Consider the following 24,934-nt stretch of genomic DNA (forward strand, 5'->3'; position numbering starts at 1 on the left):
ACACCCGTGGAGATCGACCCCATGAGCACCACCCACCTCCTGATCCGCAAAGACCAGCTGGCCACCGCGCGCCTGCACACCGACACCACCGAACGGCCACTGGCCGACGGGCAGGTGCGCGTGCGCATCGACAGCTTTGCGCTCACCTCCAACAACATCACCTACGCCGCCTTCGGCGATGCGATGAGCTACTGGCTGTTCTTTCCCTCCGAGGAAGAAGGCTGGGGCAGCATCCCGGTGTGGGGCTTTGCCAGCGTGGTGCAGTCGCAGCACCCGGGCGTGGCCGTGGGCGAACGGCTGTACGGCTACTGGCCGATGTCCACGAGCGCGGTGCTCAGCCCCGACCGGCTCTCGCCCTCGCGCTTCACCGACGCGGCGGCGCACCGCGCCGAGCTGCCCGCGGTCTACAACCAGTACTTCCGCTGCAACGCCGACCCGCTGTACACCACCGACACCGAAGACCTGCAGGCGCTGCTGCGCCCGCTGTTCATCACCTCGTGGCTGATCGACGACTTCATGGCCGACAACGACTTCTTCGGCGCCACCACCATGCTGCTGTCGAGCGCCTCGAGCAAGACGGCCTACGGCACGGCCTTCCAGCTGCACCAGCGCGACGGCATCGAGGTGGTCGGCCTCACCTCGCCCGCCAACATGGCCTTCTGCCAGAGCCTGGGCTGCTACGACCGCGTGGTGACCTACGACGCCCTGGACACCATCGCGGCCGACACGCCCTGCGTGTACATCGACTTCGCCGGCAACGGCGAGCTGCGCACCGCGATCCACGAGCGCTTCACCAACCTCAAGTACAGCAGCTCGATCGGCGGCACGCACGTGGAGCAGCTCGCCGCCAAGGGCGCTGGCAAGAGCCTGACCGGCCCGCGCGCCACGCTGTTCTTCGCGCCGGCGCAGATCAAGAAGCGCACCACCGAATGGGGCGCCGACGAGTTCGGGCGGCGCATGGTGGCCGCGTGGCACCGCTTCCTGGCCACGGTGACCGACGCCAGCAACCCCTGGCTGCACACCGAGCACCACCACGGCGGCCAGGCGGTGCAGGCCGCCTACGCGCAGGTGCTGGCGGGCAAGGGCGACCCGCGCACCGGCCATATCCTTTCGCTTTACAAACAAGCGGGCGCTCGCTGACCCGCACGGGGCCCATGTGGCGACAATCGCCGCATGACCCCTTCTTCTGTCGCGCCCGCGAACACCCATCCTTACGAGAGCCTCACGCCCGACGTGGTGCTCGACGCGCTCGCGACACTCGGCCTGCACGGCGACGGCCGGCTCACCGGCCTGAACTCCTATGAAAACCGGGTCTACCAGGTCTACCTGGAAGACCCGAATCCCCATCCGGCGGTGGTGCTCAAGTTCTACCGCCCCGGCCGCTGGAGCGAGGCCGAGATCCTCGAAGAGCACGCCTTCTCGCTCGAACTGGCCGCCGGCGAGGTGCCGGCCGTGCCGCCGCTGGCCTTCGACGGCAAGACGCTGCACCACCACGCCGGCTTTGCCTTCAGCGTGAGCCCCTACCGCGGCGGGCGCGCGCCCGAGCTGGACAACTTCGAGGTGCTCGAATGGGTGGGCCGCTTCCTGGCGCGCATCCACACGGTGGGCAGCGCCAAGCCTTTCGAGGCCCGCCCCGCGCTCGACCTGCAGACCTTCGGGCTGGACTCGCGCGACTGGCTGCTGGAGAACGACAAGATCCCGCTCGACATGCAACGCGAATGGGAAAAGACCTGCAACGAAGCGCTGGACATGGTCCGCGCCACCGCCCTGGCACTGCAGCCGCCGGCCTCCGACTTCAAGCCCCGCAAGCTGCGCCTGCACGGCGACGTGCACCCCGGCAACATCCTGTGGACGCCCACCGACCGCCCCGGCGGCGGCCCGCACTTCGTCGACCTGGACGACGCGCGCACGGGCTTCGCGGTGCAAGACCTGTGGATGCTGCTGTCGGGCGACCGCGCGCAGCGCACGGCGCAGCTGTCGGGCCTGCTCGACGGCTACGAGCAGTTCCGCGAATTCGACCGCCGCGAGCTGGCGCTCATCGAGCCGCTGCGCACCTTGCGGCTCATCCACTACAGCGCCTGGCTGGCACGGCGCTGGGAAGATCCGATCTTCCCGATCAACTTCCCGTGGTTCGGCTCCAGCGACTACTGGAAGGGCCAGATCCTCGTGCTGGAAGACCAGTGCGAGCAGATGGCCGAAGAGCCGCTCTACGCGTGATCACTGAGCGGCGTTCGCGGCCAGGCTCTGCGCCACGCCTTCGAGCAGCCGCTCGACCAGCACATTGACCGGCCCGCTGCGCCACACGCCGTAGGCCTCCGACTGCGCCACCGCGCGGTCGAGCGGGCGGAACACCGCGCCGCGCAGCGCCGAGTGCCGCATCGCCTGCGGCACCAGCGCCACGCCCATGCCCTGCGACACCAGCGACACCACGGCCAGCCAGTGCCGCACCTCGTGGCGCACCTCGGGCAGGAAGCCCGCCTCGGCGCAGATCGACAGGATGCGCTCGTGGTAGTCGGGTGAGGCTTCGCGCGAGAACAGCACGAAGGGCTGATCGCGCAGGTCGGCCGGCGCCAGCACGCGCTTGCGCGCCAGCGCATGGCCCGCGGGCAGGCAGGCCACGAAGGGCTCCGACAACAGCAACCGGTGCTGCAGCTCGGCCGGCATGCGGCTGGTGTGGACAAAGCCCAGGTCGAGCCGGTCGTGCAGCAGCTCAGCGATCTGCACGCCCGAATTGAGTTCGCTCAGCGTGATGCGCACCGCCGGATGCCGCGCCTGGAACGCGCGCAGCGCGGGCGGCAGGCCGCGGTAGAGCATGGCGCCCACGAAGCCGATGCGCAGCCGGCCCGCCGAGCCGGTGGCCACGTCGCGCGCCTCCAGCGCGGCCTCTTCGGCCTGCAGCAGCACGCGCCGCGCCGACACGCGCAGTGCCTCGCCGGCGGGCGTGAGCCGCACTTCCTTGCTGTTGCGCTCGAACAAGCGCGCGCCCACCGAGTCTTCGAGCTGGCGAATCGCCACCGACAGCGGCGGCTGCGAAATGGCCAGCCGCCGCGCGGCGCGCCCGAAGTGCAGCTCTTCCGCGAGCACGGAGAAGTAGCGCAGGTGCCGCAGTTCCATAAATAGCTAAATCAAATCGTACAAGACCAAATCAATATTAGACACGGATCATTGCCAACTCAACAATGCGGCGAACCAGGAGACGCCCGCATGCCCACACCCGCTGCTTCCGCTGCCACAGCCGCCGCGCACCCGATCCCCGATCGCCACGGCCAGAACCTCTTCACCACCGACACCGAGCTGCACACGCTGCTCGCGCTGTACCTGCCCGAGGCCCTGCGCACCCACATGCGCCCGCACTTCGAGCGCCTGGGCGGCCTGGCGGGCGGCCTGCTGGACGACCTGGCCGGCACCGCCGACCGCAACCCGCCCACGCTGAAGCAGCGCACGCGCACCGGCATCGACGAACAGAAGGTCATCAAGCACCCGGCCTACGTCGAGATGGAGCGCCTGGCGCTCAGCGAGTTCGGCCTGGCCGCCATCTCGCACCGCGACGAGACGCTGGGCTGGGCCGGCAAGATGCCGCCGCTGGTCAAGTACGTGCTGACCTACCTGTTCGTGCAGGCCGAGTTCGGCCTGTGCTGCCCGGTCTCGATGACCGACTCGCTCACGCGCACGCTGAAGAAGTTCGGCGCACCCGAGCTGGTCGCCAAGTACCTGCCGCGCCTGACCTCGCTCGACTTCGACGAGCTCGCGCAGGGCGCGATGTTCATGACCGAGCAGGCCGCCGGCTCCGACATCGCCGCCACCGCCACCACCGCGCAGCGCCAGCCCGACGGCAGCTGGCGCCTGGCCGGCGACAAGTGGTTCTGCTCCAACCCCGACGCCGGCTTTGCGATGGTGCTGGCGCGCGCCGACGATGCGCCCGCGGGCATGAAGGGCGTGTCGCTGTTCCTGCTGCCGCGCGAACTCGACGACGGCAGCCTCAACCACTACCGCATCATCCGCCTCAAGGACAAGCTGGGCACGCGCTCGATGGCCAGCGGCGAGATCCGCCTCGAAGGCGCCGTGGCCTACCTCGTGGGCGAGGAAGGCCGCGGCTTCCAGCAGATGGCCGACATGGTCAACAACTCGCGCCTGTCCAACGGCGTGCGTTCCGCCGGCCTGATGCGCCGCGCGGTGGCCGAGGCCGAGTACATCGCCTCCGAGCGCCGCGCCTTCGGCCGCGCGCTCGAGCAGATGCCGCTGATGCAGCGCCAGCTCGACAAGCTGCGCGTGCCGTCCGAACAGGCCCGCACCATGGTCTGCCAGACCGCGCAGGCGCTGGCACGCTCCGACGCCGGCGAGCCCGATGCGTATGCGCTGCTGCGCATCCTCACGCCGCTCATCAAGTTCCGCGCCTGCCGCGATGCGCGCCAGGTCACGGGCGATGCGATGGAAGTGCGCGGCGGCTGCGGCTACATCGAAGAGTGGAGCGACCCGCGCCTCGTGCGCGACGCGCACCTGGGCTCGATTTGGGAAGGCACCAGCAACATCGTGGCGCTGGACGTGATCCGCGCCGTGAAGCGCGAAGGCTCGCTGCCCGTGCTGCGCGCGCACGTCGAGAAGCTCATCGGCGACGCCACCACGCTCACGCCGGCCTTTGCCGCCGCGCTGCGCGACACCATGGCGCGCGCCTGCGCCCTGGCCGAGACCGCCGCGCGCGAAGGCGGCGACGTGCTCGCGCGCCAGGCCGCCTCGGCCCTGTACCACTGCACCAGCGCCGCCGCGATGGCCTGGGAAGCCTCGGCCGGCGGCTCCGCCGCGCGCCTGCGCTGGGCCCAGCTGGTGCTGCTGCACCGCGTGCTGCCGCGCGATCCGCTGGCGCCCGACGCGCTGCCCGCCGACTGGCACGCCGCCCTGGTGCGCACGGCCGCTTGAGCCCCCTTTTCGAGAACAACGGAGACAACCACCCATGCGACAACGACTCAGCCTCATCCTCGGCACCGCCTGCGCCGCGCTGCTGCTCGCAGCCACGCCCGCCGTGCACGCCCAGCCCGGCGCCTTCCCGACCAAGCCCATGACGCTGGTCGTGCCCTTCCCGCCCGGCGGCCCGACCGACGCGATGGCGCGCACGCTGGCCGCCGAGCTGCGCGACAAGCTCGGCCAGCCCATGATCGTGGAGAACCGCGCGGGCGCGGGCGGCAACATCGGCGCCGACTACGTGGCGCGCGCCGAGGCCGACGGCCACACGCTGCTGTTCGGCACCTCGGGCCCGCTGGCCATCAACGTGAGCCTGTACCGCAAGATCAGCTACGACCCGACGAAGAGCTTCGCGCCCGTGATCCAGGTCGGCTACCTGCCGAACATCCTGGTGGTGAACCCGGCCCTGCCGGTGAAGAACGTGGCCGAGCTGGTCGCCTACGCCAAGGCCAATCCGGGCAAGCTCAGCTACGCCTCGTCGGGCAACGGCGCCTCGTCGCACCTGGCGGGCGTGCTGTTCAACTCGGTGGCCGGCACCGACCTGCTGCACGTGCCCTACAAGGGCACCGGCCCGGCGCTCAACGACCTGCTGGGCAACCAGGTCAGCATGACCTTCACCGACATCCTCACCGCGCTGCCCTACGTCAAGGCCGGCAAGCTGCGCGCGCTGGGCGTGGCCACCTCGGCCCGCTCGCAGGCGCTGCCCGAGGTGCCCACCATCACCGAGCAGCTGCACAAGCCCTACGACGTGAGCGTGTTCTTCGGCATCGTCGCGCCGGCCGGCACGCCGGCCGACCGCGTGACCAAGCTCAACCACGCGTTCGCCGAGGTGCTCAACTCGCCGAAGGTCAAGCAGATGTTCGCCGCGCAGGGCCTGGAAGCCACGGCGGACACCTCGCCGCAGAAGCTCGCGCAGTTCATCGGCAGCGAAACGGCCAAGTGGAAGGACGTGGTGAAGAAGTCCGGCGCGCAGCTCGACTGACCGCCACGACGCACAAGAAAAACAAGGAGACAAGAAGATGAAAACGCAACGGCTGTCACGCCTGGTCGCCCTCGCCGCGCTGTTCACCGCAGCCGGCGCCGCCACCGCAGAGACCTACCCGCAACGCCCCGTCACGCTGATCGTTCCGTACGCCGCGGGCGGGCCCACCGACCAGCACCTGCGCGCCGTGGCAGAAGAAGCCGGCAAGGCCCTCGGCCAGCCCGTGGTGCTCGACAACCGCCCCGGCGCGAGCGGCACCAACGGCGCCGCCGCGCTGGTGCGCGCCGCGCCCGACGGCTACACGCTGGCCGTGCTGCCGGCCTCGGTGTACCGCGAGCCCTTCATCAACAAGGTGGCCTTCGACCCCGCGCGCAGTTTCTCGTACGTGGTGATGCTGTCCGACTACACCTTCGGCCTCGCGGTGAAGGCCGACGCGCCGTGGAAGACCTGGCAGGACTTCGCGGCCGACGCCGCGCGCCGCCCGGGCAAACTCAACGTGGGCGCCACCGGCGCCGTGGGCACGCCGCGCATCGTGATGGACGAAGCCGCCGAGATGGCGAAGGTCCAGCTCAACATGGTGCCCTTCAAGGGCGACGCCGAAGTGACCAACGCCATCCTCGGCGGCCACATCGACGCCGCGCCGCTCTCGGGCGTGGCCGTGCCGCACATCGACGCCGGCAAGATGCGCTACCTCGTGATGCTCACGCCGCAGCGCGTCAAGCGCTACCCGCAGGTGCCCACGCTGCGCGAGCAGGGCGTGGACGCGGTCATCGATTCGCCCTACGGCATCGCCGGCCCCGCCGGCATGGACCCGGCGCGCGTGAAGACCGTGCACGACGCCTTCCGCAAGGCGCTGGCGTCGCCCGCCGGCCTGCGCGTGCTGGAGCAGCTGAACCAGCAGGCCAACGCGATGGACCCCGAGCAGTACCGCCGCTACGCGCTGGCCACGACCGCGCGCGAGAAGGAACGCGTGGCGCGCCTGCGCCAACGCGGCCTGCTCGACTGACCCCCACACGCACACCATGTCGGACACCGCTTTCGTCGACGAACCACCGGGCGTGCTGTTCGGCCTGCCCATGCCGATGGCCCGCGCCTTCGCGCTGCGCGGCGAGGCCATCGGCGACGAGCGCGCGCGCGTGCGCATGCCCTACAGCGCCGACCACACCAACAGCCGCGGCGACGTGCACGGCGGCGCGATCGCCGTGCTGTTCGATTGCGCGCTCTCCAGCGCCGTGCGTTCGCACGCACCCACGGCCTTCGGCGTGGTCACCGTCGACATCACGGTGCACTACACCGCGCCCTGCGCCGGCGACGTGATCGCCACCGCCGTGTGCGAGCGGCGCGGCCGTGCGATGTGCTTCGCGCGCGGCGAGGCGCGCAACGCCGACGGCGAGCTGCTCGCGCTGGCCACCGGCACCTTCAAGCTGGTGCCGCGCACCGCTTCTCCTTCTTCCGAGTCCACCCCATGACCACCGCTTCCCCTTCGACCGGCGCCCTCGCGGGCATCCGCGTGCTCGACATCTCGCGCATCCTCGGCGGCCCCTACTGCGGCCAGATCCTCGGCGACCACGGCGCCGACGTGCTCAAGGTCGAGCCGCCGCAGGGCGACGACACGCGCACCTGGGGCCCTCCCTTCAAGGAGGGCGTGGCTTCGTACTACCACGGGCTGAACCGCAACAAGCGCGTGCAGCACCTGGACTTCTCGACCGAGGAAGGCCGCGAGGCGCTGCTGGCGCTGGTGGCCGAGGCGGACGTGCTGATCGAGAACTTCAAGACCGGCACGATGGAGCGCTGGGGCATCGGCTACGAGACGCTGTCGCAGCGCTTTCCGCGCCTCGTGTGGTGCCGCGTGTCGGGCTTCGGCGCCGACGGCCCGCTGGGCGCGCTGCCGGGCTACGACGCCGCCGTGCAGGCCATGACCGGCATCATGAGCATCAACGGCGAGGCCGACGGCGGCCCGCTGCGCGTGGGCCTGCCGGTGGTCGACATGGTGACGGGGCTCAACGCGGTGATCGGCGTGCTGCTCGCGCTGCAGGAGCGCCAGCGCAGCGGACGCGGCCAGTTCGTGGAGGCGGCGCTGTACGACAGCGGCCTGTCGCTGCTGCACCCGCACGCGGCCAACTGGTTCATGGACGGCACGGCGCCGCGCCGCACCGGCAACGCGCACCCCAACATCTACCCCTACGACGCGCTGGCCACGGGCACCGACCCGATCTTCGTGGCCGTGGGCAACGACCGCCAGTTCGCGAGCTTCTGCCGCTGCATCGGCCTGCCCGCGCTGGCCGACGATCCGCTGTACCGCACCGCCGGCGCGCGCTCGGTGAACCGCGACGGCCTCAAGCAGCAGCTCGAAGCCGCGCTCGCCGCCTTCGACGGCCGCACGCTGGTCGACCAGCTGATGGCCGCCGGCGTGCCCGCCGCGCCGGTGCTGCCGGTGGCGGCGGCGTTGCAGCACCCGCACACGCTGCACCGCGAGATGGTGGTGGAGATGGAAGGCGGCTACCGCGGCATCGGCGCGCCCGTGAAGCTCAGCCGCACGCCGGCCAGCTACCGCCATGCGCCGCTGACGCCGGGCGACGCCTTCCTGCCCAACGACGACGCGGCGCGCTGACCTGTCGCGCGCTCAGTCGAGCGAGAGCTTGAGCGCGCGGATCAGCGGATGCCAGCGCGCCGACTCGCGCGCCAGCAGCGTTTCGAACTCGGCCGGCGTGCCACCCACCGGCTCGACGCCGGCCTCGGCGAGGCGGCGCTGCACCACCGGGTTGTGCAGGGCACTGGCCACCGCGCGCTGCAGCCGCGCCACCACCTCGGGCGGCGTGCCCGCCGGCGCCACGAGGCCGTGGAAGATCGCGGCCTCGACCTTCGGCAAGCCCAGTTCCGCGAAGGTCGGCACGCCCGGCAGTTGGGCCAGGCGCGCGGGGTTCGCCACCGCGAGCACGCGCAGCCGGCCGCCCTGGATGAAGCGGCGCGCCGTCGCCAGCTCGCCCATCGCGAACGGCAACTGGCCGCCCGCCACCTCGACCAGCGCCGGCCCGGCGCTGCGGTACGGCACATGCACCATCTCCAGCCCGGCCTCGCGCGCCAGCAGCGCCATCGCGAGGTGCTGCGCGCTGCCGTTGCCGGCCGACGCAAAACTGAAGCGGCCCGGAAAGGCGCGCGCGTCCTCGATGAAGGCACGCGCATCGCGCACGCCGCTGGCCGGACCGACCAGCAGCACCATCGGCAGCCGCACCAGCTGCGTGACGGGCGTGAAATCGCGCGACGGGCTGTAGCTCAGGCTGCGGTACAGCGCCGGGTTGAACACCCACATGCCGTTGTCGGCCGACAGCACGGTGTGGCCGTCGGCCGGCGCGCGCGCGGCTTCGAGGGCGGCGAGCGCGGTGTTGCCGCCAGGGCGGTTCTCGATCTGCACGGGCTGGCCCGTGTCGATGGCGAGTTGGGCACCGATGGCGCGCGCGACGACGTCGGCGATCGCGCCCGTCGGAAAGGGCACGATCCAGCGGATCGGGCGCGCGGTGTCGTCGGGCTGCTGCGCCCAGGCCGTGCCCGCCACCAGACCCAGCAGCGCGGCCAGACGCCGTCGCCTCAGGTCAGGCAGGCGGCGCTGCGTCACGGGGCGGCCCGGCTGGTCTTCAGGCCCTGCCCCGCGGCCCAGGTCGACACGTCCTCGCGCTTGATGGCCGCGGCCATCAGGCCCGGGAACGCATCGGGCGTGCAGGCGAACGAGGGCACGCCCAGGGCAGCGAGCTTGGCGGCCAGGTCGCGGTCGTACGAGGGCGCGCCCTCGTCGCTGAGCGCCAGCAGCGCGATGAACTGCACGCCGGCCTCCACCAGCTGGTGGGCGCGGCGCAGCAGGCCGTCTTCCACGCCGCCTTCGTACAGGTCGGAGATCAAGATGAGGATGGTGTTGCGCGGCTCGCGCACCAGCGTCTGGCAGTAGCCCACGGCGCCGTTGATGTCGGTGCCGCCGCCCAGCTGCACGCCGAACAGCAGGTCGACCGGGTCCTGCAGCTGCTCGGTCATGTCGACCACGGCGGTGTCGAACACCACCAGCTTGGTCGACACCGCCGGCAGGCTCGCCATCACCGCGCCGAAGATGCTCGAATAGACCACCGACGCGGCCATGGAGCCGCTCTGGTCGATGCACAGAATGACTTCGCGCTGCGGCTGGCGCGCCTTGCGCCCGTAGCCCACCAGCGTCTGCGGCACCACCGTGCGGTACTCGGGCTGCCAATGGCGCAGGTTGGCGCGGATGGTGCGGTGCCAGTCGATCTCCGAATGGCGCGGGCGGCGGTTGCGCTGGCTGCGGTTGAGCGCGCCGCTCACGGCGCTGCGCATCGGCTCCTCGAGCTTCTTCATGAGCTCGTCGACCACCTTGCGCACCACGGCGCGCGCCGTGTCCTTGGTGCCGGCCGGGATCACGCTCGCGAGCGCCACGAGGTTGGCCACCAGGTGCACGTCGGGCTGCGCGTTCTCGAGCATCTCGGGCTGCAGCAGCATCTGGCGCAGGTTCAGGCGCTCCATCGCATCGCGCTGCATCACCTGCACCACCTGGCTCGGAAAGTACTTGCGGATGTCGCCGAGCCAGCGCGCCACGCTGGGCGCCGAATCGCCCCGGCCGCCGCGCTGCCCGCCCTGGCCCAGGCCGCGCCGGCCGTCGGCTTCGTAGAGCGCGGCCAGCGCCTGGTCGATCTCGCGCACGCGGCCTTCGATGGCGCCGCAGCTGGCGTTGGCTTCGCTGCCGAGCACGAGGCGCCAGCGCTGCAGGCGGTCGGTGGGCGGCAGGGTTTCTTCTTCGTCGATGGGTGTTGGATTCGCGCTCATGCCTTCACTCCCAGCAGTTCCCGCAGCAGCGGCAGCGCGAGCACCGCGCGTGATTCGTCCCAGTCGGTGGCGGCCACGGCGGACGGCAAGGTGCCGCCGACGGCGCCGCGCTTGGCGCGTTCGCCGAGCGCGCGCCGGTCGGCGCCCGAGAAGTCCGCGAAGCTGCGCCGCACCAGCGGCAGCACCTGCACGAAGTGCTCCTCGCCGAGCCCCGCGAGCCAGCCATCGACCAGCGACCACACGGCATCGTCGTGCAGCAGCACCATCGCGTTGCGGTTGAGAAAGCCTTCGAGCCAGGCCGCCGCATCGGTGGGCGGCGCGCCGGCCGAGAGGTTGCGCGCGAGTTGCTGCGAGGCGCCGTCGCTGTCGATCTGCGCATCGTCGAGCAGCAGCCGGCAGCTCACGCCGCGCAGCAGCGGCGCGCCGGTTTCGCCGAAGGCGATGGATCGCAATGCGTTGCGCCAGGCGGTGGTCGTTTCTTCGCCGTCGCGCAGGCGCACCGCGTCGTGCGCACCGATGAGGCGGGTGCGCAGCGACTCGGCGGCTTCGGCGTCGAGCGCGCCGCAGGCGATCGGCAGGCCGATGGCGCCGCGCACGATGAGGCTGTCGAGCACGTGCGAGAGCAGCGCGCTGTCGGTCTGGCGCACGCTGCCGTAGCGGAACACGTTGGCCAGCGGCGGCACGGCGCCGATGAGCTGCACGGCGTCGCCGGTGAGCGCGGCGCGGTCTTCGAGCGCGCGGGTCACGGCCTGCACGGCCACGGGCAGGTCGGCCAGCAGCACGGTGTCGACCTGCTCGGCCAGTGCGGTGAGCGAGGTCTCGGCCGCGAGCCCTTCCATCACGCGCGCGCTGGCGGCATGCGCCACGGTGGCGCCGAAGCGGCTGGCCTCGATGACGCGCAGCGCGAACTCGGGCTGCCACTGCAGCTGCCACACCTCGTGGAAGGTGCCGCGGCTCGCGCGCTGGCCGGCGGTGACCTCGCCCCACGGCAGGTCGAGCAGGCGCAGGCGGTGCAGCAGGTGGCTGCGTGCCAGGTCGTTGGGCTGGCGCAGGTCGAGGTCGAGCGTCTTCGCGGTGGCCTCGGGCTTCAGGCGCAGGCTCTTCTGCGCCTGTTCGAGGTCGCGCTGCAGCGGCACGGTGGGCACGTCGGCCGGCACCTGGCCCATGCGGTCGCCGACCGTGAGGCGTTCGCGGATGAGCGTGAGCGGCGCCTGCTCGCCCATGCAGATCACGCTGCGCACGGCCTCGTCGAGCTCGGGCAGGCCGGGCGCGGGGCGCTCGCGCAATGCGGCCAGCGTGTCGGCCAGGCGCGTGGCCTCGATGAGGTGGGCGGAGGAGCAGTCGAGGTCGTGCTCGCGCAGCAGGCGCGCGACGCGTGCGAGCCAGCCGGTGCTGCGCCCCGCCACTTCGTGCCCCTGCTGCCACAGGTGCTCGTACCAGCCCGGCGAATCGATGCCGGCGCCGTAGCCGCTGGCGCTCGTGAGGTGCCGGTAGGTCCACGGCACCCAGGTTGCGAGCACCTTGAGCTTGGGCAGGCCCTTGAGCAGCGCGGCATCGGCCTTGGCGGTGGCCGCGCCCTGCAGCGCGGGCACGTGCCAGGCGCCGCACACGACGGCGATGCGCTGGTGACCGGCCTTGACGGCCTCGCGGATCGATTGCCGCATGAAGGCTTCGCGCCGCTGCTCGCGTTCCATCGCGGGCACGCCGCGCCGGTCTTCGGGCGTTTCGGCGCGCACGGCCGTCATGGCTTCGGCGATGGCGCCGAACAGGTCTTCGCCGTCACCGCGCTCCTCGACCATGTGGTTCCACCAGCTCTCGCCGTCGGCATAGCCGGCGGCATGGGCGAGCCAGTCGAAGGGGTCGTCGGGCAGCGTGTTGGCGGCCTGTTCTTCCTCGGGGGCTTCGACCGTTTCGGCGACGGGCACCGTGTCGGTCTCGTCATCGTCGAGTGGTGTGTCTTCAGGCTCTGCGGCCTTGGCCTCGTCGGCCGCGCGCGCGGCCTGCTCGATCGCCATGCGGTGCGCCTGCGGCAGGTCGATGAAGCGCGTGGGCACGCCGCGCGCGGCGCCCCACTGCAGCGCCTGCCATTCGGGCGAGAAGGTGGCGAAGGGATAGAACGCGGCCAGGCCGGTGTCCTCGCTCGCGTGGATCAGCACCGCGACCGGCGGTTGCAGGTCGGCATGCGCGAGAAAGGACAGCAGCGGCTCGGCCTCGGGCGGACCCTCGACGAGGATGCAGTCGGGCTGCAGCGACTCGAAGGCGCGCAGCAGGCTGCGCGCACAGCCGGGGCCGTGGTGGCGGATGCCGAAGTAGTGCAGCGGCGAAGGCGCCGCGCTCGTGCTCATGCGCCGGCTCGCGTCAAAGCTGTTCGCGGCAGGCGCGGTACAGGTCCTTCCAATCGGCCCGTTCTTTCACCACGGTCTCCAGGTATTCCTTCCACACCACCTGGTCCTGCACCGGGTCCTTGATGACCGCGCCGATCAGGCCCGAGGCCACGTCGGCCGAGCGCAGCACGCCGTCGCCGAAGTGGCCGGCCAGCGCCATGCCGCTGTTGATGACCGAGATGGCCTCGGCGGTCGAGAGCGTCGAGGTGGGCGACTTGATGCGCGTCTTGCCGTCTTCGGTCTGGCCGTTGCGCAGCTCGCGGAAGATCTGCACCACGCGGCGCACTTCCTGCAGCGCGGGCGGCTCGGCCGGGAGCGCGAGCGCACGGCCCAGTTCGCCGACGCGCTTGACGACGATCTGCACTTCCTCGGCCTCGCTCGACGGCACCGGCAGCACCACGGTGTTGAAGCGGCGCTTGAGCGCGCTCGACAGTTCGTTCACGCCCTTGTCGCGGTTGTTCGCGGTGGCAATCACCGAGAAGCCGCGCGTGGCCTGCACCTCGATGCCGAGCTCGGGCACGGGCAGGGTCTTTTCCGACAGCACGGTGATCAGCGAGTCTTGTACGTCGGCCGGGATGCGCGTGAGTTCTTCGACGCGCGCGATCTTGCCCAGGCGCATGGCGTGCACCAGCGGGCTCGGCACCAGCGCCTTTTCCGAAGGGCCATGGGCCAGCAGCTCGGCGTAGTTCCAGCCGTAGCGCAGTTGCTCTTCGCTGGTGCCGGCGGTGCCCTGGATCAGCATCGTCGAGTCGCCGCTCACGGCGGCGGCCAGGTGCTCCGACACCCACGACTTGGCCGTGCCCGGCACGCCGTACAGCAGCAGCGCGCGGTCGGTGGCGAGCGTGGAGACGGCGATTTCCATCAGGCGCGAATTGCCGATGTACTTGGGGCTGACCTCGAAGCCGTTGGCCAGCTTGCCGCCCATCAGGTAGGTGAGCACGGCCCAGGGCGAGAGCTTCCAGTTGGCCGGGCGCTGGCGGTCGTCGACCTTCTGGAGCGCTTCGAGTTCTTCGGCGAATTGCTGTTCGGCATGCTGGCGCAGGACATTGCTCATGGACGGCCTTGGGAAGAGGTTGAAAGTGAAGAAGAAGAGGAAGAAGGAAGCGTGGCGACCAGCCGGCGCGCGCGCACGATGCGCGCGGTGTCGGCCAGTGCGTTGGCGAGGCCGGGGCTTTCCTCGGCCGCGCGCGGCAGGTCGGCCAGCAGCGCCATTGCATCCAGGTGCAGCAGCGCAGCGGCGGTGCCGAGCACCTGGCGCAGCACGTAGTCGTTGACGAGGTCGCCGCGCTCGACGCGCATGCGCAGCGCCTGCGCGATGCGCAGCGACAGCGCGGCCGAGGGCGTGTCGCCGGGTGCGCAGGCCTGGTCGGCGAACGCGACGACGTCCTGCACGCCCTGCCCGGCATCGCCGAGCTGCGTCGCCCAGTGGCGCTCGCGGCGTTCGCGCGGCAGCAGCGCCAGCAGCGGGCCCACGCCGCCGCGGTGGGCCCGCGGGCGGTCGAGCAGCGCGTCGCACCAGTCGACATCGGGCGCGGCCAGCACGGCCTCGTTCCAGCCGCGCAGCAGCGCGTCGTACCAGTCGCCCTGGGCGGCCCAGTCGAGCAATGCAGCGGGCGTCAGGCCGGTACGCGCGGTCCACCAGGCCAGCGGCATCTGGCGCACCAGCTGGTAGAGCCACCACGCACGCTCGCCGAGGCTGTCGTGCGTGGGGCGCGCGGCGTCGATGGCGTCGTCCTTCCAGCGCGGGTCGGCGGCCTCGGGGGCGTTGAGTTGCCACGTCGCGCCTTGCGATGAGAGCAAGGGCGCTAGGAAGGCTTCGATGCGCCGCACATGGGCGCTGGCCGGCAGGCGCTGCAGCAGCTCGACCACGGTCTGGCGCACGTCGCGCGCGCGGTCCTTCAGCTGGGCTTCGAGCAGCGCTTCGTCGTCGGGGCCGAGGTTCTCGGCCAGTGCGCCGAGCAGCACGGCGCGCTCCTTGGCGGGCAGCTGCGGCAGCTCGGCGGCGAGGCGTTCGCGCGCGCCGGCCGGGTCGTCGCGGCGTTGCTCGGCCAGCACGGCGCGGCGCTGGTCGATGCTGCCTTCGTCCCAGCGGGTCTGCGTGTCGGCCTGCGCGCTGGCGCCGACGGCGTAGCGCCAGTCGTCGTTGCGCGCGGCCAGCCAGCGCCCGCGTTCGCCGAGTGCGAGGACGACGGCGGGACGCAGCGCGGTGTCGCGGCGGCCGGCATCGAGCGCGGCGGGCAGCAGGCTGGGCGGCAGGCGCCAGCCGGCAGCAGCGAGCACGGCCAGCACTTCGTGCTGCAGGCGCTGCGGGCCGCTGGCGAGCGCATCGGCGATCACGGCGAGCAAGGCGGGATCGCCGAGCGCGGGAGAAGGATCGTTGGCAGCGGGCGGTGCGTCGTCGGCCGGCAGGCCCGGCGCGACGAAGCCCGCGCGGCGGCCCACGGCCACGGCGCCCGCGACGCGCAACAGCACGCCCTGCGCGGTGTCGGTGGGTTGTTGCAGCGCCTGGAGCAGCGCGCCGAAATCGCCGGCCATGCCGTCGGCGGCCGGCACGGGTTGGCGTGCGGTGCCGACGAGGGCCGTCTGCAGCAAGGTGTTCCAGTGGCTCATGCGCGTGCTCCGCTCAAGGTCCAGACGGGTGTGCCACCCTCAGCCGCCCACGCCGTGAGTGGCGCGAACTGCTCGCCGTCCCATTCGCCGAACACGCGCAGCGGCGCACCGCCCGAATGCGCCAGCAGCTGCCAGGCTTCGGCTGCGGCCAGTTGCATCGGCAAGGCCTGCGACGCGGCGCCCAGGCGCAGCCACCACTGGTCGCCGTGCCGCGCGGGCACGGCATCGGCCCACACCAGGGGCAGCAGCGGTTGCCACGGGTTGGCCGCGATCTGTTGCGCCATGCGTTGCCATTCACCGGCTTCGTCATTGGCTGCGACAGGCGCTGCGGTCGACGCGGCCTCGGCCGGCAGCTCGGCCACCACCGCGCGCTGCGAGGCGTGGCCGGGATAGAAGCACAGCACGGCCGCGCGTTCGCTGCCGCTGACCCAGCCGGTCTCGAAGCCGCGTCCACCGTGCGAGTAGTCGAGCAGCAGCGCGCGGCGTCCGCTCGCGCGGCCCTGCAGCCACACATGGCGTTCGACCAGCTTGGTGTCGCGCTCGTCCAGGCACTGGCCCAGCACGAGCCAGTGGTCGCTCACGCGTTCGCCCTCGGCCAGCAGCGCCTCGCGGTCCTGCGGCCAGCCGAGCGCGGCGCGCAGGTCGGCGCGCGTGGCGGGCGAGAGGCTGTCGCGGCGCGGCACCGCATCGACGATCAGTTGCAGCCGGCCCAGCCGGTCGAGCAGGCGCGCGGGCCAGCCTTCGCCGGCGCCGATCAGCTCGGCCGCCTGCGTGATGCGCTGGCCGAGCCCCGGCGCCTGCGCGTCGACCATGCGCGCGGCCATGGCGGTCCAGCCCTCGGCCTGCTCGCTGCCGAGCGCGGCCAGGCCGCGCTGGGTCTGGTCGTCGAGCCAGCGCGCGAGCTCCTGCACGCCGGCCTCGATGCGCTTCCAGCGCTGCGCGTCGCGCTTGGCGGCGGCAGCAGGATCGGGCGCGGCAGCGGGTTCGGCGGCGCGGGCTTCCTTCTTCTCGGCCTTGTCGCGGCGCGAGGCGAGCCAGTCGGCCACCCAGGGCGGCGGCGCGGCGGCGGTGAAGCTGGCTTCGCTCTGCGCGCGCAGCAGCATCAGCGCCAGGCCGTGCTTGCAGGGGAACTTGCGGCTCGGGCAGGAGCAGCGGAACACGGGCCCCGACAGGTCGACCTGCGTCTGGTAGGGCTTGCTGCCGCTGCCCTGGCATTCGCCCCAGACGGCGTCGTCGGAGTGCGCGAGCGTGGGCCACTTGGCGGGCGCGAGCAGGCCTTTGGCGGCCTTCGCGGAGGCGTCGTCCGGCGCGAGCGCGAGGACGGCTTCGGTACTGAGACTCATGGAAAGGGCAGCCTCGCGCCGGGCCGCGGCGCGGTCAGGGGTGGGAGGGGCGCGACCATCAGGGCGCGATGGGGTTGCCGGGCGTGCCTGCTTCGCCGGCCACGACGGCCGTGGTCGCGGCAGGCGCGCGGTAGGACACGCGGGCCGCCGGCACAGGTGCGGCGGCGATCGGTGGCGACGGCGACATCGGCCGCGTGACGCCGGCCTTGGTGACGGTGACGGGCGTGGCGGCCGGTGTGCCGGCAGGCACCACCACGGCCGGCGTGGCCTGCCCGGGCGCGGCCGGCGCGGCCTCGTACGGGTTGTGCAGCACCACGCTCTTGCCGACGCCCACGCCGGTGCCGACCGGTCCGACGCCGACCCCCACGCCGACACCGGCCGAGCCGGTGACGGCGCCGTTGTCGTGCAGGGACACGCCCGCGCCGAGCGGGCCCCAGCCGGTGTTCAGGCCGACGGAAAAATTGCCGTCCTTGGTGGCACCGAGCCCGAGCGAGAGCCCGGGCACGATCGGAATGCCGATGTGATAGTGCGAACAGCCGCCCACCAGAAGCAACAGCAGCAGCGCCGAGGTGGCAGCCGCTGCGCGACGAACGATGCGCGGCCGGGCGTTCACACCAGCAGCGCGTTGACGCGCCTCACGTAGGCGGCCGGGTCGGCCGGCAGGCCGCCTTCGGCCAGCAGCGCCTGGTCGAACAGGATGTTCGCGAGGTCGTCGAAATGCGCGGAGCCTTCGAGCTTCTTCACCAGCGGGTGCTCGGCGTTGACTTCGAGCACGGGCTTGAGGTCGGGCGCGGGCTGGCCGGCCTGCTTGAGCATGCGCGCGAGCTGCGTGCTCATGCCGCCGTCTTCCACCACGAGGCAGGCGGGCGAGTCGACCAGGCGCGTGGTCACGCGCACGTCCTCGGCCTTGTCCTTGAGCGCTTCTTTCAGCTTCTCGAGCAGCGGCTTGAACGACTCGGCGGCTTCCTCGGCGGCCTTCTTCTCGGCCTCGTCCTGCAGCTTGCCCAGGTCGACCGCGCCCTTGGCCACGCTCTGCAGCGGCGTGCCGTCGAACTCGTTGAGGTAGTTCAGCGCCCACTCGTCGACGCGGTCGGTCATGAGCAGCACCTCGATGCCCTTCTTCTTGAAGACTTCGAGCTGCGGGCTGTTCTTGGCGGCGGCAAGGTTGTCGGCCGTGATGTAGTAGATGGCGTCCTGGCCCTCCTTCATGCGCGCCTTGTAGTCGGCGAAGCTCACGCTCGCGACGTCGCTCGTGGTGGAGGCAAAGCGCAGCAGCTTGGCGATGCGGTCACGGTTGCCCATGTCCTCGCCCAGGCCTTCCTTGAGCACCGCGCCGAACTCGGCGTAGAACTTGGCGAACTTGCCCGATTCGTCGGCGGCTGCGGCGGCCGTTTCGGCGGCGGTGGGCGTGTTCTTGTCGACCACATCGGTCACACCTTCGGTCGGCTCGGGGGCCGGCACCGATTCGCCCGAGCCCACGTCGGTCTTGCCTTCGTTGCTATCGGGCGCGGTCTTCTGCTTCTTCGCGAGGTCTTCGAGCATCGACAGCACGCGCTTGGTGCTGCCTTCGCGGATGGCCTTCACGTCGCGGCTTTCCTGCAGCAGCTCGCGGCTCACGTTGAGCGGCAGGTCGGCCGAGTCGATCACGCCCTTCACGAAGCGCAGGTAGTTGGGCAGCAGCGCCTCGGCGTCGTCCATGATGAAGACGCGCTTGACGTACAGCTTGACGCCCGCGCTCTTGTCGCGGTTCCACAGGTCGAACGGGGCCTTGGACGGGATGTACAGCAGCTGCGTGTACTCGGTGCTGCCTTCGACGCGGTTGTGGCTCCAGGCCAGCGGCGCCTCGAAGTCGTGGCTGATGCTCTTGTAGAACTCTTCGTACTGCTCGGCGGTGATGTCCTTCTTGGGGCGGCTCCACAGGGCGTTGGCCTTGTTCACTGTTTCCCACTCGCCGGTCTTCACCATGTCGCCAGGCTGGTCGTTCTCGCCGTCTTTCCACTCTTCCTTTTCCATCAGGATGGGCAGGGAGATGTGGTCGGAGTACTTGCCGACGATCTGCTTGAGCTTCCAGGCGTTGAGGTATTCGTCGGCGTCGTCGCGCAGGTGCAGCGTGATGCTCGTGCCGCGCGCGGCGCGCGTGATGTCGGCCACCTCGAAGTCGCCGGCACCGCCGCTCACCCAGCGCACGCCCTGGTCGGCGGGCAGGCCCGCGCGGCGCGACTCGACCGTGATCTTGTCGGCCACGATGAAGCCCGAATAGAAGCCCACGCCGAACTGGCCGATGAGCTGTGCGTCGGCCTTCTGGTCGCCGCTCAGGCGGCTCATGAAGTCTTTGGTACCACTCTTGGCGATGGTGCCCAGGTTGTCGATGGCTTCCTGGCGCGACAGGCCGATGCCCTTGTCGGTGATGGTGAGGGTGCGCGCGGCCTTGTCGAACGACAGGCGCACGTCGAGATCGGGCTGGTCTTCGTAGAGCTCGGGGTGGTCGAGCGCCTCGAAGCGCAGCTTGTCGCACGCGTCGGACGCGTTCGAGATCAGCTCGCGCAGGAAGATTTCCTTGTTGGAGTACAGCGCATGCGTGACGAGGTGCAGCAGTTGCGCGACTTCAGCCTGGAACGGGAGTTTGGTATTGGAGGAATCAGCCATGGGAAAGAAGGATATCGGAGCCGAAAAATTCTAAGCCGGGTCGCCTCGGCGGCACGCCCGGATCGCCCGCTTGGCAAGCAGGCGGCCGGGCACGGGAAAGCAGCATTCTTCCCCATCCGTGGCGCAGTTCACGCCGCGGCCCCCGATGGCACCGCAAGTCAGGTGCTGCTGGGATCGGACGCGGAAGCTCGGCCGCCTTACCACCTGCCCCCGAAGGGATTCTCATGACGACAAATTTCAACGCCTTGTTCCTGGCCTGCGCGGGCCTGGCCTTCACCGCCCTGTCAGCCCATGCACAGGTGCCGGCCGATGCACCGGCGGGCACCACGGTGCAGTGCAAGGACGGCAGCTATGCCTCGCCGGACACGAAGTCGGGCGCCTGCCGCGGCCACAAGGGCATCCAGACCTGGTACGGCAAGGAGGCCAAGGCAGCAGCTGCGGCACCCGCAACCGCCCCCACGCCTGCGGCTGCACCCGCCGCCCCGGCAGCGCCGGCCCCGACCGCGGGTGCCGCGACCAAGGCGCCTGGCGCGCCTGATCCCTCGAAGATGGCTGCGGCACCCGGTGGCGGCGCCGGCAAGGTCTGGGCCAACGACCAGACCAAGGTCTACCACTGCATGGGCGACCGCTACTACGGCAAGACCAAGAAGGGCGAGTACCTGACGGAGGCCGATGCCAAGGCCAAGGGCATGCACGCCGCGCACAACAAGGCCTGCTCGTAAGGCACGCCTGTTGCGGCCCCGGAGTCCGGCGACGGGCTACCGGGGCTGCGACTCGACTTCGCGCGTCCAGCGGTCGATGAGCCGCTTGCGCTCGGCCGCCTTGCCGTACTTCTCGAAGTCGTACTTGATGAGCTTCACGCTCTCCATCGACGGAATGCGCGGATCGGGCTTGAAGGTCTTGTTGGCCGGCGACTGCAGGCTGCCGGCCTTGGCACCGATGGACTGGCCCGCGGGGCTCATGAGCCAGTCGTAGTAGCGCTTGGCGTTCTCCTTGTTGCGCGCGCCCTTCACGAGCGCGATGCCGCCGATCTCGAAGCCCGTGCCTTCGCAGGGTGCGGCGGTCTTCACCGGAAATTTGTCGTGCCGCCAGCGCTCGAAGCCGAAGATGAAGCTCACGCCGATCGCCACCTCGCCCTTGGCCACGTTGGGCGCCTGGGCCTGGCCGCTGCGCGTGTAGCTGGTGACGTTCTTGTGCAGCTTCTTCAGGTACTCGAACGCGGGCTCCTCGCCCATCTGCTGCACCAGGCCCGCGATGACGGTGTAGGCCGTGCCGCTGGTGGCGGGGTGCGAGATTTCGATCTCGCCCTTGTACTCGGGCTTGATGAGGTCGGCCCAGCACTTGGGCTCGGCGAGCTTCTTTTTCTTCAGCAGGTCGGTGTTGAAGCCGAAGCCCATGGCGCTCGTGTAGAAGCCGCCCACCATGTTCTGCGACATGGCGTACTGGCGCACCGACCAGTCGTGCAGGTCGTTGATGTAGGCCGGGCGGTAGGGCTCGAGCAGGCCCTGCTCGGCGGCCTGCAGGAAGGGGTCGCCGGTGCCGCCCCACCAGAGGTCGGTCTTGGGGTTGGCGGCTTCGGCGCGCAGTTGCGCACCGATTTCGCCGGTGCCCTTGTGGGCCTGCTGCACCTTGATGCCGGTCTCGCGCGTGAAGGCCGTGGCGGCCGCCTCGCACCAGCCCACGTCGGTGCTGCACAGCGCGTTGACGGTGCCTTGCGCGGCGGCCAGCGGCGCCCCGAGCAGGAGCGCCGTGCCCAGGCAGGCGGTGGCAAGGGCACGCACGGTGTGCCGGGGGGCGGATGAAGGCATGGGCAGGTCTCCTCGTTGTTCGACGTTGTATGACAGCGCAGGATAGCGCCGGCGTGGGTGCTTGAGGTCAGCGCGCCGCCAGCAGCGGCGGCAGGTGTTCCACCAGCCAGTCGATCACCACGCGCGTCTTCAGCGGCAGGTAGCGGCTCGGCGTGCGGATCACGTGCAGCGGAAAACCGAAGGGCTCGGGCTCGTCGAACACGCGCACCAGCGTGCCGGCCGCGAGCGCGTCGGCCGCCAGCCAGGCCGGCAGCCGCGCCAGGCCCATGCCGCCGATGGCGGCCTCCAGCAGCACCTCGGCGCTGTCGCAGCGCAGCCGCGAGGGCAGCGCGGCCTCCACCTCCGTGTCGCCCTCGCGAAAGCGCCAGGGCGAGACCTGCCCGTCGCGGGCGTAGTACACGGCCTCGTGCGGCGCGACCAGTGCGTGCAGGTCGCGCGGATGGCCGCGCTCGGCCAGGTACGCGGGCGCGGCGCACAGCAGCATCCACTGCACGCCGACGGGCCGCGCCACGAGGCCTGCGCTGTCGTCGAGCTCGCCGCTGCGGATGGCCAGGTCGAGCCCCTCCTCCACGAGGTCGACGCGCCGGTCGTTGAAGGCCAGCTCCAGCGACAGCTGCGGGTGCTGGCGCGCCAGGGCCAGCAGCAGCGGCCCCACCTTGAGCCGCCCGAGCATCGCCGGCATGCTCAGGCGCACGAGGCCGCTGGCCGTGTGGCGCGCGGCGTCGGTGAGCGCCTCGGCCGCCTCCAGCTCGGCCAGCGCGCGGCGGCAGCGCTCGTAGTAGCCGTGCCCTTCCTCGGTGAGGCTCTGGCTGCGCGTGGTGCGCAAGAAGAGGCGCGTGTCCAGCCGCGCTTCGAGCCGCGCGATGCTCTTGGCGACGGCCGAACGGGTGACGTGCAGGCGCTGCGCGGCGAGCGCGAAGCTGCCCGCCTCCACCGCCGCGACGAACTCCTCGATGCCTTGCAGGCGTTGGCTCATTGGATACTTTCAAGCACCATTCTTCGGAAAATTATCCTCCACCGGATCGTTTTCATCGTCAATAGCATCGAAGCCGATCTTTTCCGATGGAGCCTTTTCCGATGCAAGAACCCGATGTGCTGCGCCGCTGGCAGCTTCCCCGACTGGGCCGCGCCCACCTCGCACAGGCCGAAGCGCCGATGCCCTCGCCGGGCGCGGGCCAGATCCTCGTGCGCGTGGGCGCGGTGGCGCTCAACTACCGCGACCTGCTCATGGTGCGCGACGGCATGGGCATGCCTCTAGAGCTGCCCTTCACGCCCGGCTCGGACATGGCGGGCACCGTGGTGGCCGTGGGCCCCGGCGTGCGCCGCTTTGCCGTGGGCGACCGCGTGATCAACACCTTCTGGGGCGGCTGGACCGACAGCCACAGGCACGCCGACACCACGCTGCTCGGCGGCCCCGGGCCCGGCATGCTGGCCTCGCACGTGTGCATCGATGCGAACTGGGCCGTGGCCGCGCCCGCCACGCTGAGCCTCGAGGAAGCGAGCACGTTGCCCTGCGCCGGCCTCACGGCGTGGTTCGCGCTGGTGGAGACCGGCGCCCTGCGCGCGGGCGAGACGGTGCTGGTCCACGGCACCGGCGGCGTCGCGCTGTTCGGCCTGCAGCTCGCGCGGCTGCATGGCGCGCAGGCCATCGTGGTGACGGGCAGCGCCGACAAGCAGGCCGCGGCACGCGCGCTCGGCGCCACGCACGTTCTGGCGCGCGACAGCGACTGGCCCGCCGAGGTGCGCCGGCTCACGCACGGGCGCGGCGCCGACCACGTGCTCGAACTGTCGAGCGGCCCCGACCTCGACCGCTCGCTGCAGGCCGTGAAACAGGGCGGGCGTGTGTCGATCATCGGCATGCTCAGTGGCGACACGCTGAGCGCGTCGTTCTACGCGATGGTGCTCGGCCGCGTGACGGTGCAGGGCATCGGCGTCGGCCACCGGCGCGCGCTCGAAGAGCTGGTGCGCGCGGTCGATGCGAACGCACTCAAGCCGGTGATCGCCGCGCGCTACGGCTTCGACGCACTGCCCGCCGCGCTCGACCACCTGGAACGCGGCGCGTTCGGCAAGGTCGTCGTGACGATGGCATGACGGCGATGTGACGCGGCCTCGCCTTCGCCCGACCATTTGCAAATGCTGCAGGGCACAAATCCACAGCATTCGTGAACAGTTGCCGCTAAGCGCGCCGGTTTGCTCGACGCCTCCAATTCCCGTTCCTAGAATGCGGCCCGCGTTCGGCCCCCGCCGAGCGTGCTTTCTCAACTTCAGGATGGAGCGTTATGGAACACAGTACCTACAAAAAGTGGTCTGCAGAATTCATTGGTACTTTCTGGCTCACGCTCGGAGGCTGCGGAAGCGCAGTTCTGGCGGCGGCCTTTCCGGGCGTCGGCATCGGCCTGCTCGGCGTCTCGCTGGCCTTCGGTTTGACGGTGGTCACCGGCGCCTATGCGCTCGGTCCGATCTCGGGCGGCCACTTCAACCCGGCCGTGTCGATCGGCCTCGCAGCCGCGGGCCGCTTCAAGGCCGGGCAGCTGCCGGGCTACATCGTGTCGCAGGTGCTGGGCGCCATCGCGGCGGCCGGCGTGCTGTACCTGATCGCCACCGGCAAACCGGGCGCGGACATCGGCGGCTTTGCCACCAACGGCTACGGCGAGCACTCGCCCGGCAAGTACGGCATGACGGCCGCACTCATCAGCGAAGTGGTGATGACCGCCGTGTTCCTGATCGTGATCCTGGGTGCCACCGCCAAGCGCGCGGCGGCCGGCTTCGCGGGCATGGCCATCGGCCTGTGCCTGACGCTGATCCACCTGGTGTCGATCCCCGTGACCAACACCTCGGTGAACCCGGCGCGCAGCACCGGCCCGGCCCTGTTCGGCCCGTCGTATGCGGTGTCGGAGCTGTGGCTGTTCTGGGTCGCCCCGATCGTGGGCGCGATCATCGGCGCGGTGATCTACCGCGCACTGCTCAGCAGCAACGACGACTGAGCTGGTAAGTCCCCGGCAGCGGAATCAGCTTCCGCTGCCCGACTTCACCATCGGCAGTGAAGTCGATTGCCCGATGGGCTCGGTGCCCGTCGGGTGCGAGGCCGCATAGGCGCCGGCCTGGATGTCGGACACCGGGGTCATCGCACTGACTGCCGGCGCCGACGTCGACTGGCCAATGGGCTCCGTGCCGCTCGGACGTGCCGCCGCCATCGCGCCGGCCTGCACCTCCGGGTTCTCCGGCGAATTCATCTGCAGCGGGTGGAAGTCCGAACCGTCGGTGGTTTCGGCGGAGGCATTGACCGTGCCCAGCGCCGCGAACGCGGCGAAGGAAGCAACGGCAAGAAGTTGGAACGAAGTGCGCATGGTGTGTTCTCCTGAGGGCAGGTTGTCTCCGGTC

Annotated in this window: 22 protein-coding genes; 10 read left to right on the forward strand and 12 right to left on the reverse strand. The window is 71.0% G+C overall.

Annotation, left to right across the window (positions count from 1 at the left end; genetic code table 11):
* Positions 1–21: 21 nt before the first annotated feature.
* Entirely contained in the window at positions 22–1,140 is a 1,119-nt protein-coding gene (locus AC07Q9_RS29710; protein WP_495312751.1) for a DUF2855 family protein, read from the forward strand.
* A 33-nt stretch (positions 1,141–1,173) separates the two neighbouring features.
* Positions 1,174–2,217, forward strand: a complete 1,044-nt coding sequence (locus AC07Q9_RS29715) for a serine/threonine protein kinase (RefSeq protein WP_487847447.1) — start codon at positions 1,174–1,176, stop codon at positions 2,215–2,217.
* On the opposite strand, the gene AC07Q9_RS29720 is transcribed toward AC07Q9_RS29715, so the two are convergent.
* Positions 2,218–3,114 (reverse strand): LysR family transcriptional regulator, encoded by an 897-nt coding sequence (locus AC07Q9_RS29720; RefSeq protein ID WP_447747786.1) that lies wholly within the window; start codon positions 3,112–3,114, stop codon positions 2,218–2,220. It abuts the gene before it with no gap.
* A gap of 90 nt (positions 3,115–3,204) precedes the next feature.
* On the opposite strand from AC07Q9_RS29720, the gene AC07Q9_RS29725 reads away from it, so the two are divergent.
* Genes AC07Q9_RS29725 through AC07Q9_RS29745 form a run of 5 tightly spaced genes read left to right on the forward strand, consistent with a single transcriptional unit; the run spans position 3,205 to position 8,549 of the window.
* A complete protein-coding gene (locus AC07Q9_RS29725; protein WP_495312752.1) occupies positions 3,205–4,914 on the forward strand; it encodes an acyl-CoA dehydrogenase family protein in 1,710 nt (569 codons plus the stop codon).
* Between the two features lie 34 nt (positions 4,915–4,948).
* Positions 4,949–5,938: a Bug family tripartite tricarboxylate transporter substrate binding protein gene (locus AC07Q9_RS29730; protein WP_495312753.1), complete on the forward strand. Its 990-nt coding sequence runs from the start codon at positions 4,949–4,951 to the stop codon at positions 5,936–5,938.
* A gap of 37 nt (positions 5,939–5,975) precedes the next feature.
* Positions 5,976–6,944 (forward strand): tripartite tricarboxylate transporter substrate binding protein, encoded by a 969-nt coding sequence (locus AC07Q9_RS29735; protein ID WP_390348097.1) that lies wholly within the window; start codon positions 5,976–5,978, stop codon positions 6,942–6,944.
* Positions 6,945–6,960: 16 nt separating this feature from the next.
* Positions 6,961–7,407, forward strand: a complete 447-nt coding sequence (locus AC07Q9_RS29740) for a PaaI family thioesterase (protein ID WP_495312754.1) — start codon at positions 6,961–6,963, stop codon at positions 7,405–7,407.
* Entirely contained in the window at positions 7,404–8,549 is a 1,146-nt protein-coding gene (locus AC07Q9_RS29745) for a CaiB/BaiF CoA transferase family protein (protein ID WP_492745703.1), read from the forward strand. Before AC07Q9_RS29740 ends, AC07Q9_RS29745 begins: the two co-directional genes overlap by 4 nt.
* Positions 8,550–8,561: 12 nt before the next feature.
* Here AC07Q9_RS29745 and AC07Q9_RS29750 read toward each other — a convergent pair whose 3' ends face one another.
* From AC07Q9_RS29750 to htpG, 8 genes are read right to left on the reverse strand one after another with little or no spacing between them, the layout of a single operon-like run.
* The gene (locus AC07Q9_RS29750) at positions 8,562–9,551 is read right to left on the reverse strand and encodes a Bug family tripartite tricarboxylate transporter substrate binding protein (RefSeq protein ID WP_495312755.1); all 990 of its coding nucleotides are present in this window, start codon (positions 9,549–9,551) and stop codon (positions 8,562–8,564) included.
* Positions 9,548–10,762: a VWA domain-containing protein gene (locus AC07Q9_RS29755; protein ID WP_062482648.1), complete on the reverse strand. Its 1,215-nt coding sequence runs from the start codon at positions 10,760–10,762 to the stop codon at positions 9,548–9,550. The genes AC07Q9_RS29750 and AC07Q9_RS29755 overlap by 4 nt, the downstream gene beginning before the upstream one ends.
* A complete protein-coding gene (locus AC07Q9_RS29760; protein ID WP_495312756.1) occupies positions 10,759–13,107 on the reverse strand; it encodes a DUF5682 family protein in 2,349 nt (782 codons plus the stop codon). The genes AC07Q9_RS29755 and AC07Q9_RS29760 overlap by 4 nt, the downstream gene beginning before the upstream one ends.
* Before the next feature lie 13 nt (positions 13,108–13,120).
* Positions 13,121–14,200 carry an AAA family ATPase gene (locus tag AC07Q9_RS29765; RefSeq protein WP_495312757.1) on the reverse strand — a complete coding sequence of 360 codons (1,080 nt, stop codon included), beginning with the start codon at positions 14,198–14,200 and terminating at the stop codon, positions 13,121–13,123.
* Entirely contained in the window at positions 14,197–15,756 is a 1,560-nt protein-coding gene (locus tag AC07Q9_RS29770; RefSeq protein ID WP_495312758.1) for a DUF5691 domain-containing protein, read from the reverse strand. Before AC07Q9_RS29770 ends, AC07Q9_RS29765 begins: the two co-directional genes overlap by 4 nt.
* Entirely contained in the window at positions 15,753–17,099 is a 1,347-nt protein-coding gene (locus tag AC07Q9_RS29775; RefSeq protein ID WP_495312759.1) for an SWIM zinc finger family protein, read from the reverse strand. Before AC07Q9_RS29775 ends, AC07Q9_RS29770 begins: the two co-directional genes overlap by 4 nt.
* Positions 17,100–17,157: 58 nt before the next feature.
* Positions 17,158–17,712 carry a hypothetical protein gene (locus AC07Q9_RS29780; protein WP_495312760.1) on the reverse strand — a complete coding sequence of 185 codons (555 nt, stop codon included), beginning with the start codon at positions 17,710–17,712 and terminating at the stop codon, positions 17,158–17,160.
* Complete coding sequence (gene htpG, locus AC07Q9_RS29785) at positions 17,709–19,745, reverse strand: molecular chaperone HtpG (protein WP_492683626.1); 2,037 nt, start codon at positions 19,743–19,745, stop codon at positions 17,709–17,711. The genes AC07Q9_RS29780 and htpG overlap by 4 nt, the downstream gene beginning before the upstream one ends.
* Before the next feature lie 224 nt (positions 19,746–19,969).
* Here htpG and AC07Q9_RS29790 point away from each other — a divergent pair, with 224 nt between their 5' ends.
* Entirely contained in the window at positions 19,970–20,467 is a 498-nt protein-coding gene (locus AC07Q9_RS29790; RefSeq protein ID WP_495312761.1) for a DUF3761 domain-containing protein, read from the forward strand.
* 36 nt (positions 20,468–20,503) lie between these two features.
* Here the strand turns inward: AC07Q9_RS29790 and AC07Q9_RS29795 are convergent, their stop codons facing one another.
* Both AC07Q9_RS29795 and AC07Q9_RS29800 read right to left on the reverse strand, forming a co-directional pair.
* On the reverse strand, positions 20,504–21,553 hold the full coding sequence (locus AC07Q9_RS29795; RefSeq protein ID WP_495312762.1) for an ABC transporter substrate-binding protein: 1,050 nt from the start codon (positions 21,551–21,553) through the stop codon (positions 20,504–20,506).
* A 67-nt stretch (positions 21,554–21,620) separates the two neighbouring features.
* Positions 21,621–22,529, reverse strand: a complete 909-nt coding sequence (locus AC07Q9_RS29800; protein ID WP_495312763.1) for a LysR substrate-binding domain-containing protein — start codon at positions 22,527–22,529, stop codon at positions 21,621–21,623.
* A 101-nt stretch (positions 22,530–22,630) separates the two neighbouring features.
* On the opposite strand from AC07Q9_RS29800, the gene AC07Q9_RS29805 reads away from it, so the two are divergent.
* Both AC07Q9_RS29805 and aqpZ read left to right on the forward strand, forming a co-directional pair.
* On the forward strand, positions 22,631–23,644 hold the full coding sequence (locus AC07Q9_RS29805; protein ID WP_495312764.1) for a zinc-dependent alcohol dehydrogenase family protein: 1,014 nt from the start codon (positions 22,631–22,633) through the stop codon (positions 23,642–23,644).
* A 188-nt stretch (positions 23,645–23,832) separates the two neighbouring features.
* Positions 23,833–24,537: an aquaporin Z gene (aqpZ, locus tag AC07Q9_RS29810; RefSeq protein WP_095747097.1), complete on the forward strand. Its 705-nt coding sequence runs from the start codon at positions 23,833–23,835 to the stop codon at positions 24,535–24,537.
* Positions 24,538–24,561: 24 nt separating this feature from the next.
* On the opposite strand, the gene AC07Q9_RS29815 is transcribed toward aqpZ, so the two are convergent.
* On the reverse strand, positions 24,562–24,900 hold the full coding sequence (locus AC07Q9_RS29815) for a hypothetical protein (RefSeq protein ID WP_492683621.1): 339 nt from the start codon (positions 24,898–24,900) through the stop codon (positions 24,562–24,564).
* Between the last annotated feature and the right edge of the window lie 34 nt (positions 24,901–24,934).

The organism is Variovorax sp. GW821-FHT09A10, assembly GCF_059418385.1.

What these genes read in the sequence shown, in the direction of transcription:
- AC07Q9_RS29795 (WP_495312762.1), bottom strand. Translation starts at nt 21,553, where the DNA reads ATGCCTTCATCCGCCCCCCGGCACACCGTGCGTGCCCTTGCCACCGCC.
- AC07Q9_RS29710 (WP_495312751.1), top strand. Translation starts at nt 22, where the DNA reads ATGAGCACCACCCACCTCCTGATCCGCAAAGACCAGCTGGCCACCGCG.
- AC07Q9_RS29755 (WP_062482648.1), bottom strand. Translation starts at nt 10,762, where the DNA reads ATGAGCGCGAATCCAACACCCATCGACGAAGAAGAAACCCTGCCGCCC.
- AC07Q9_RS29735 (WP_390348097.1), top strand. Translation starts at nt 5,976, where the DNA reads ATGAAAACGCAACGGCTGTCACGCCTGGTCGCCCTCGCCGCGCTGTTC.
- AC07Q9_RS29770 (WP_495312758.1), bottom strand. Translation starts at nt 15,756, where the DNA reads ATGAGCCACTGGAACACCTTGCTGCAGACGGCCCTCGTCGGCACCGCA.
- AC07Q9_RS29775 (WP_495312759.1), bottom strand. Translation starts at nt 17,099, where the DNA reads ATGAGTCTCAGTACCGAAGCCGTCCTCGCGCTCGCGCCGGACGACGCC.
- AC07Q9_RS29725 (WP_495312752.1), top strand. Translation starts at nt 3,205, where the DNA reads ATGCCCACACCCGCTGCTTCCGCTGCCACAGCCGCCGCGCACCCGATC.
- aqpZ (WP_095747097.1), top strand. Translation starts at nt 23,833, where the DNA reads ATGGAACACAGTACCTACAAAAAGTGGTCTGCAGAATTCATTGGTACT.
- AC07Q9_RS29730 (WP_495312753.1), top strand. Translation starts at nt 4,949, where the DNA reads ATGCGACAACGACTCAGCCTCATCCTCGGCACCGCCTGCGCCGCGCTG.
- AC07Q9_RS29805 (WP_495312764.1), top strand. Translation starts at nt 22,631, where the DNA reads ATGCAAGAACCCGATGTGCTGCGCCGCTGGCAGCTTCCCCGACTGGGC.
- htpG (WP_492683626.1), bottom strand. Translation starts at nt 19,745, where the DNA reads ATGGCTGATTCCTCCAATACCAAACTCCCGTTCCAGGCTGAAGTCGCG.
- AC07Q9_RS29760 (WP_495312756.1), bottom strand. Translation starts at nt 13,107, where the DNA reads ATGAGCACGAGCGCGGCGCCTTCGCCGCTGCACTACTTCGGCATCCGC.
- AC07Q9_RS29815 (WP_492683621.1), bottom strand. Translation starts at nt 24,900, where the DNA reads ATGCGCACTTCGTTCCAACTTCTTGCCGTTGCTTCCTTCGCCGCGTTC.
- AC07Q9_RS29715 (WP_487847447.1), top strand. Translation starts at nt 1,174, where the DNA reads ATGACCCCTTCTTCTGTCGCGCCCGCGAACACCCATCCTTACGAGAGC.
- AC07Q9_RS29790 (WP_495312761.1), top strand. Translation starts at nt 19,970, where the DNA reads ATGACGACAAATTTCAACGCCTTGTTCCTGGCCTGCGCGGGCCTGGCC.
- AC07Q9_RS29800 (WP_495312763.1), bottom strand. Translation starts at nt 22,529, where the DNA reads ATGAGCCAACGCCTGCAAGGCATCGAGGAGTTCGTCGCGGCGGTGGAG.
- AC07Q9_RS29740 (WP_495312754.1), top strand. Translation starts at nt 6,961, where the DNA reads ATGTCGGACACCGCTTTCGTCGACGAACCACCGGGCGTGCTGTTCGGC.
- AC07Q9_RS29765 (WP_495312757.1), bottom strand. Translation starts at nt 14,200, where the DNA reads ATGAGCAATGTCCTGCGCCAGCATGCCGAACAGCAATTCGCCGAAGAA.
- AC07Q9_RS29720 (WP_447747786.1), bottom strand. Translation starts at nt 3,114, where the DNA reads ATGGAACTGCGGCACCTGCGCTACTTCTCCGTGCTCGCGGAAGAGCTG.
- AC07Q9_RS29745 (WP_492745703.1), top strand. Translation starts at nt 7,404, where the DNA reads ATGACCACCGCTTCCCCTTCGACCGGCGCCCTCGCGGGCATCCGCGTG.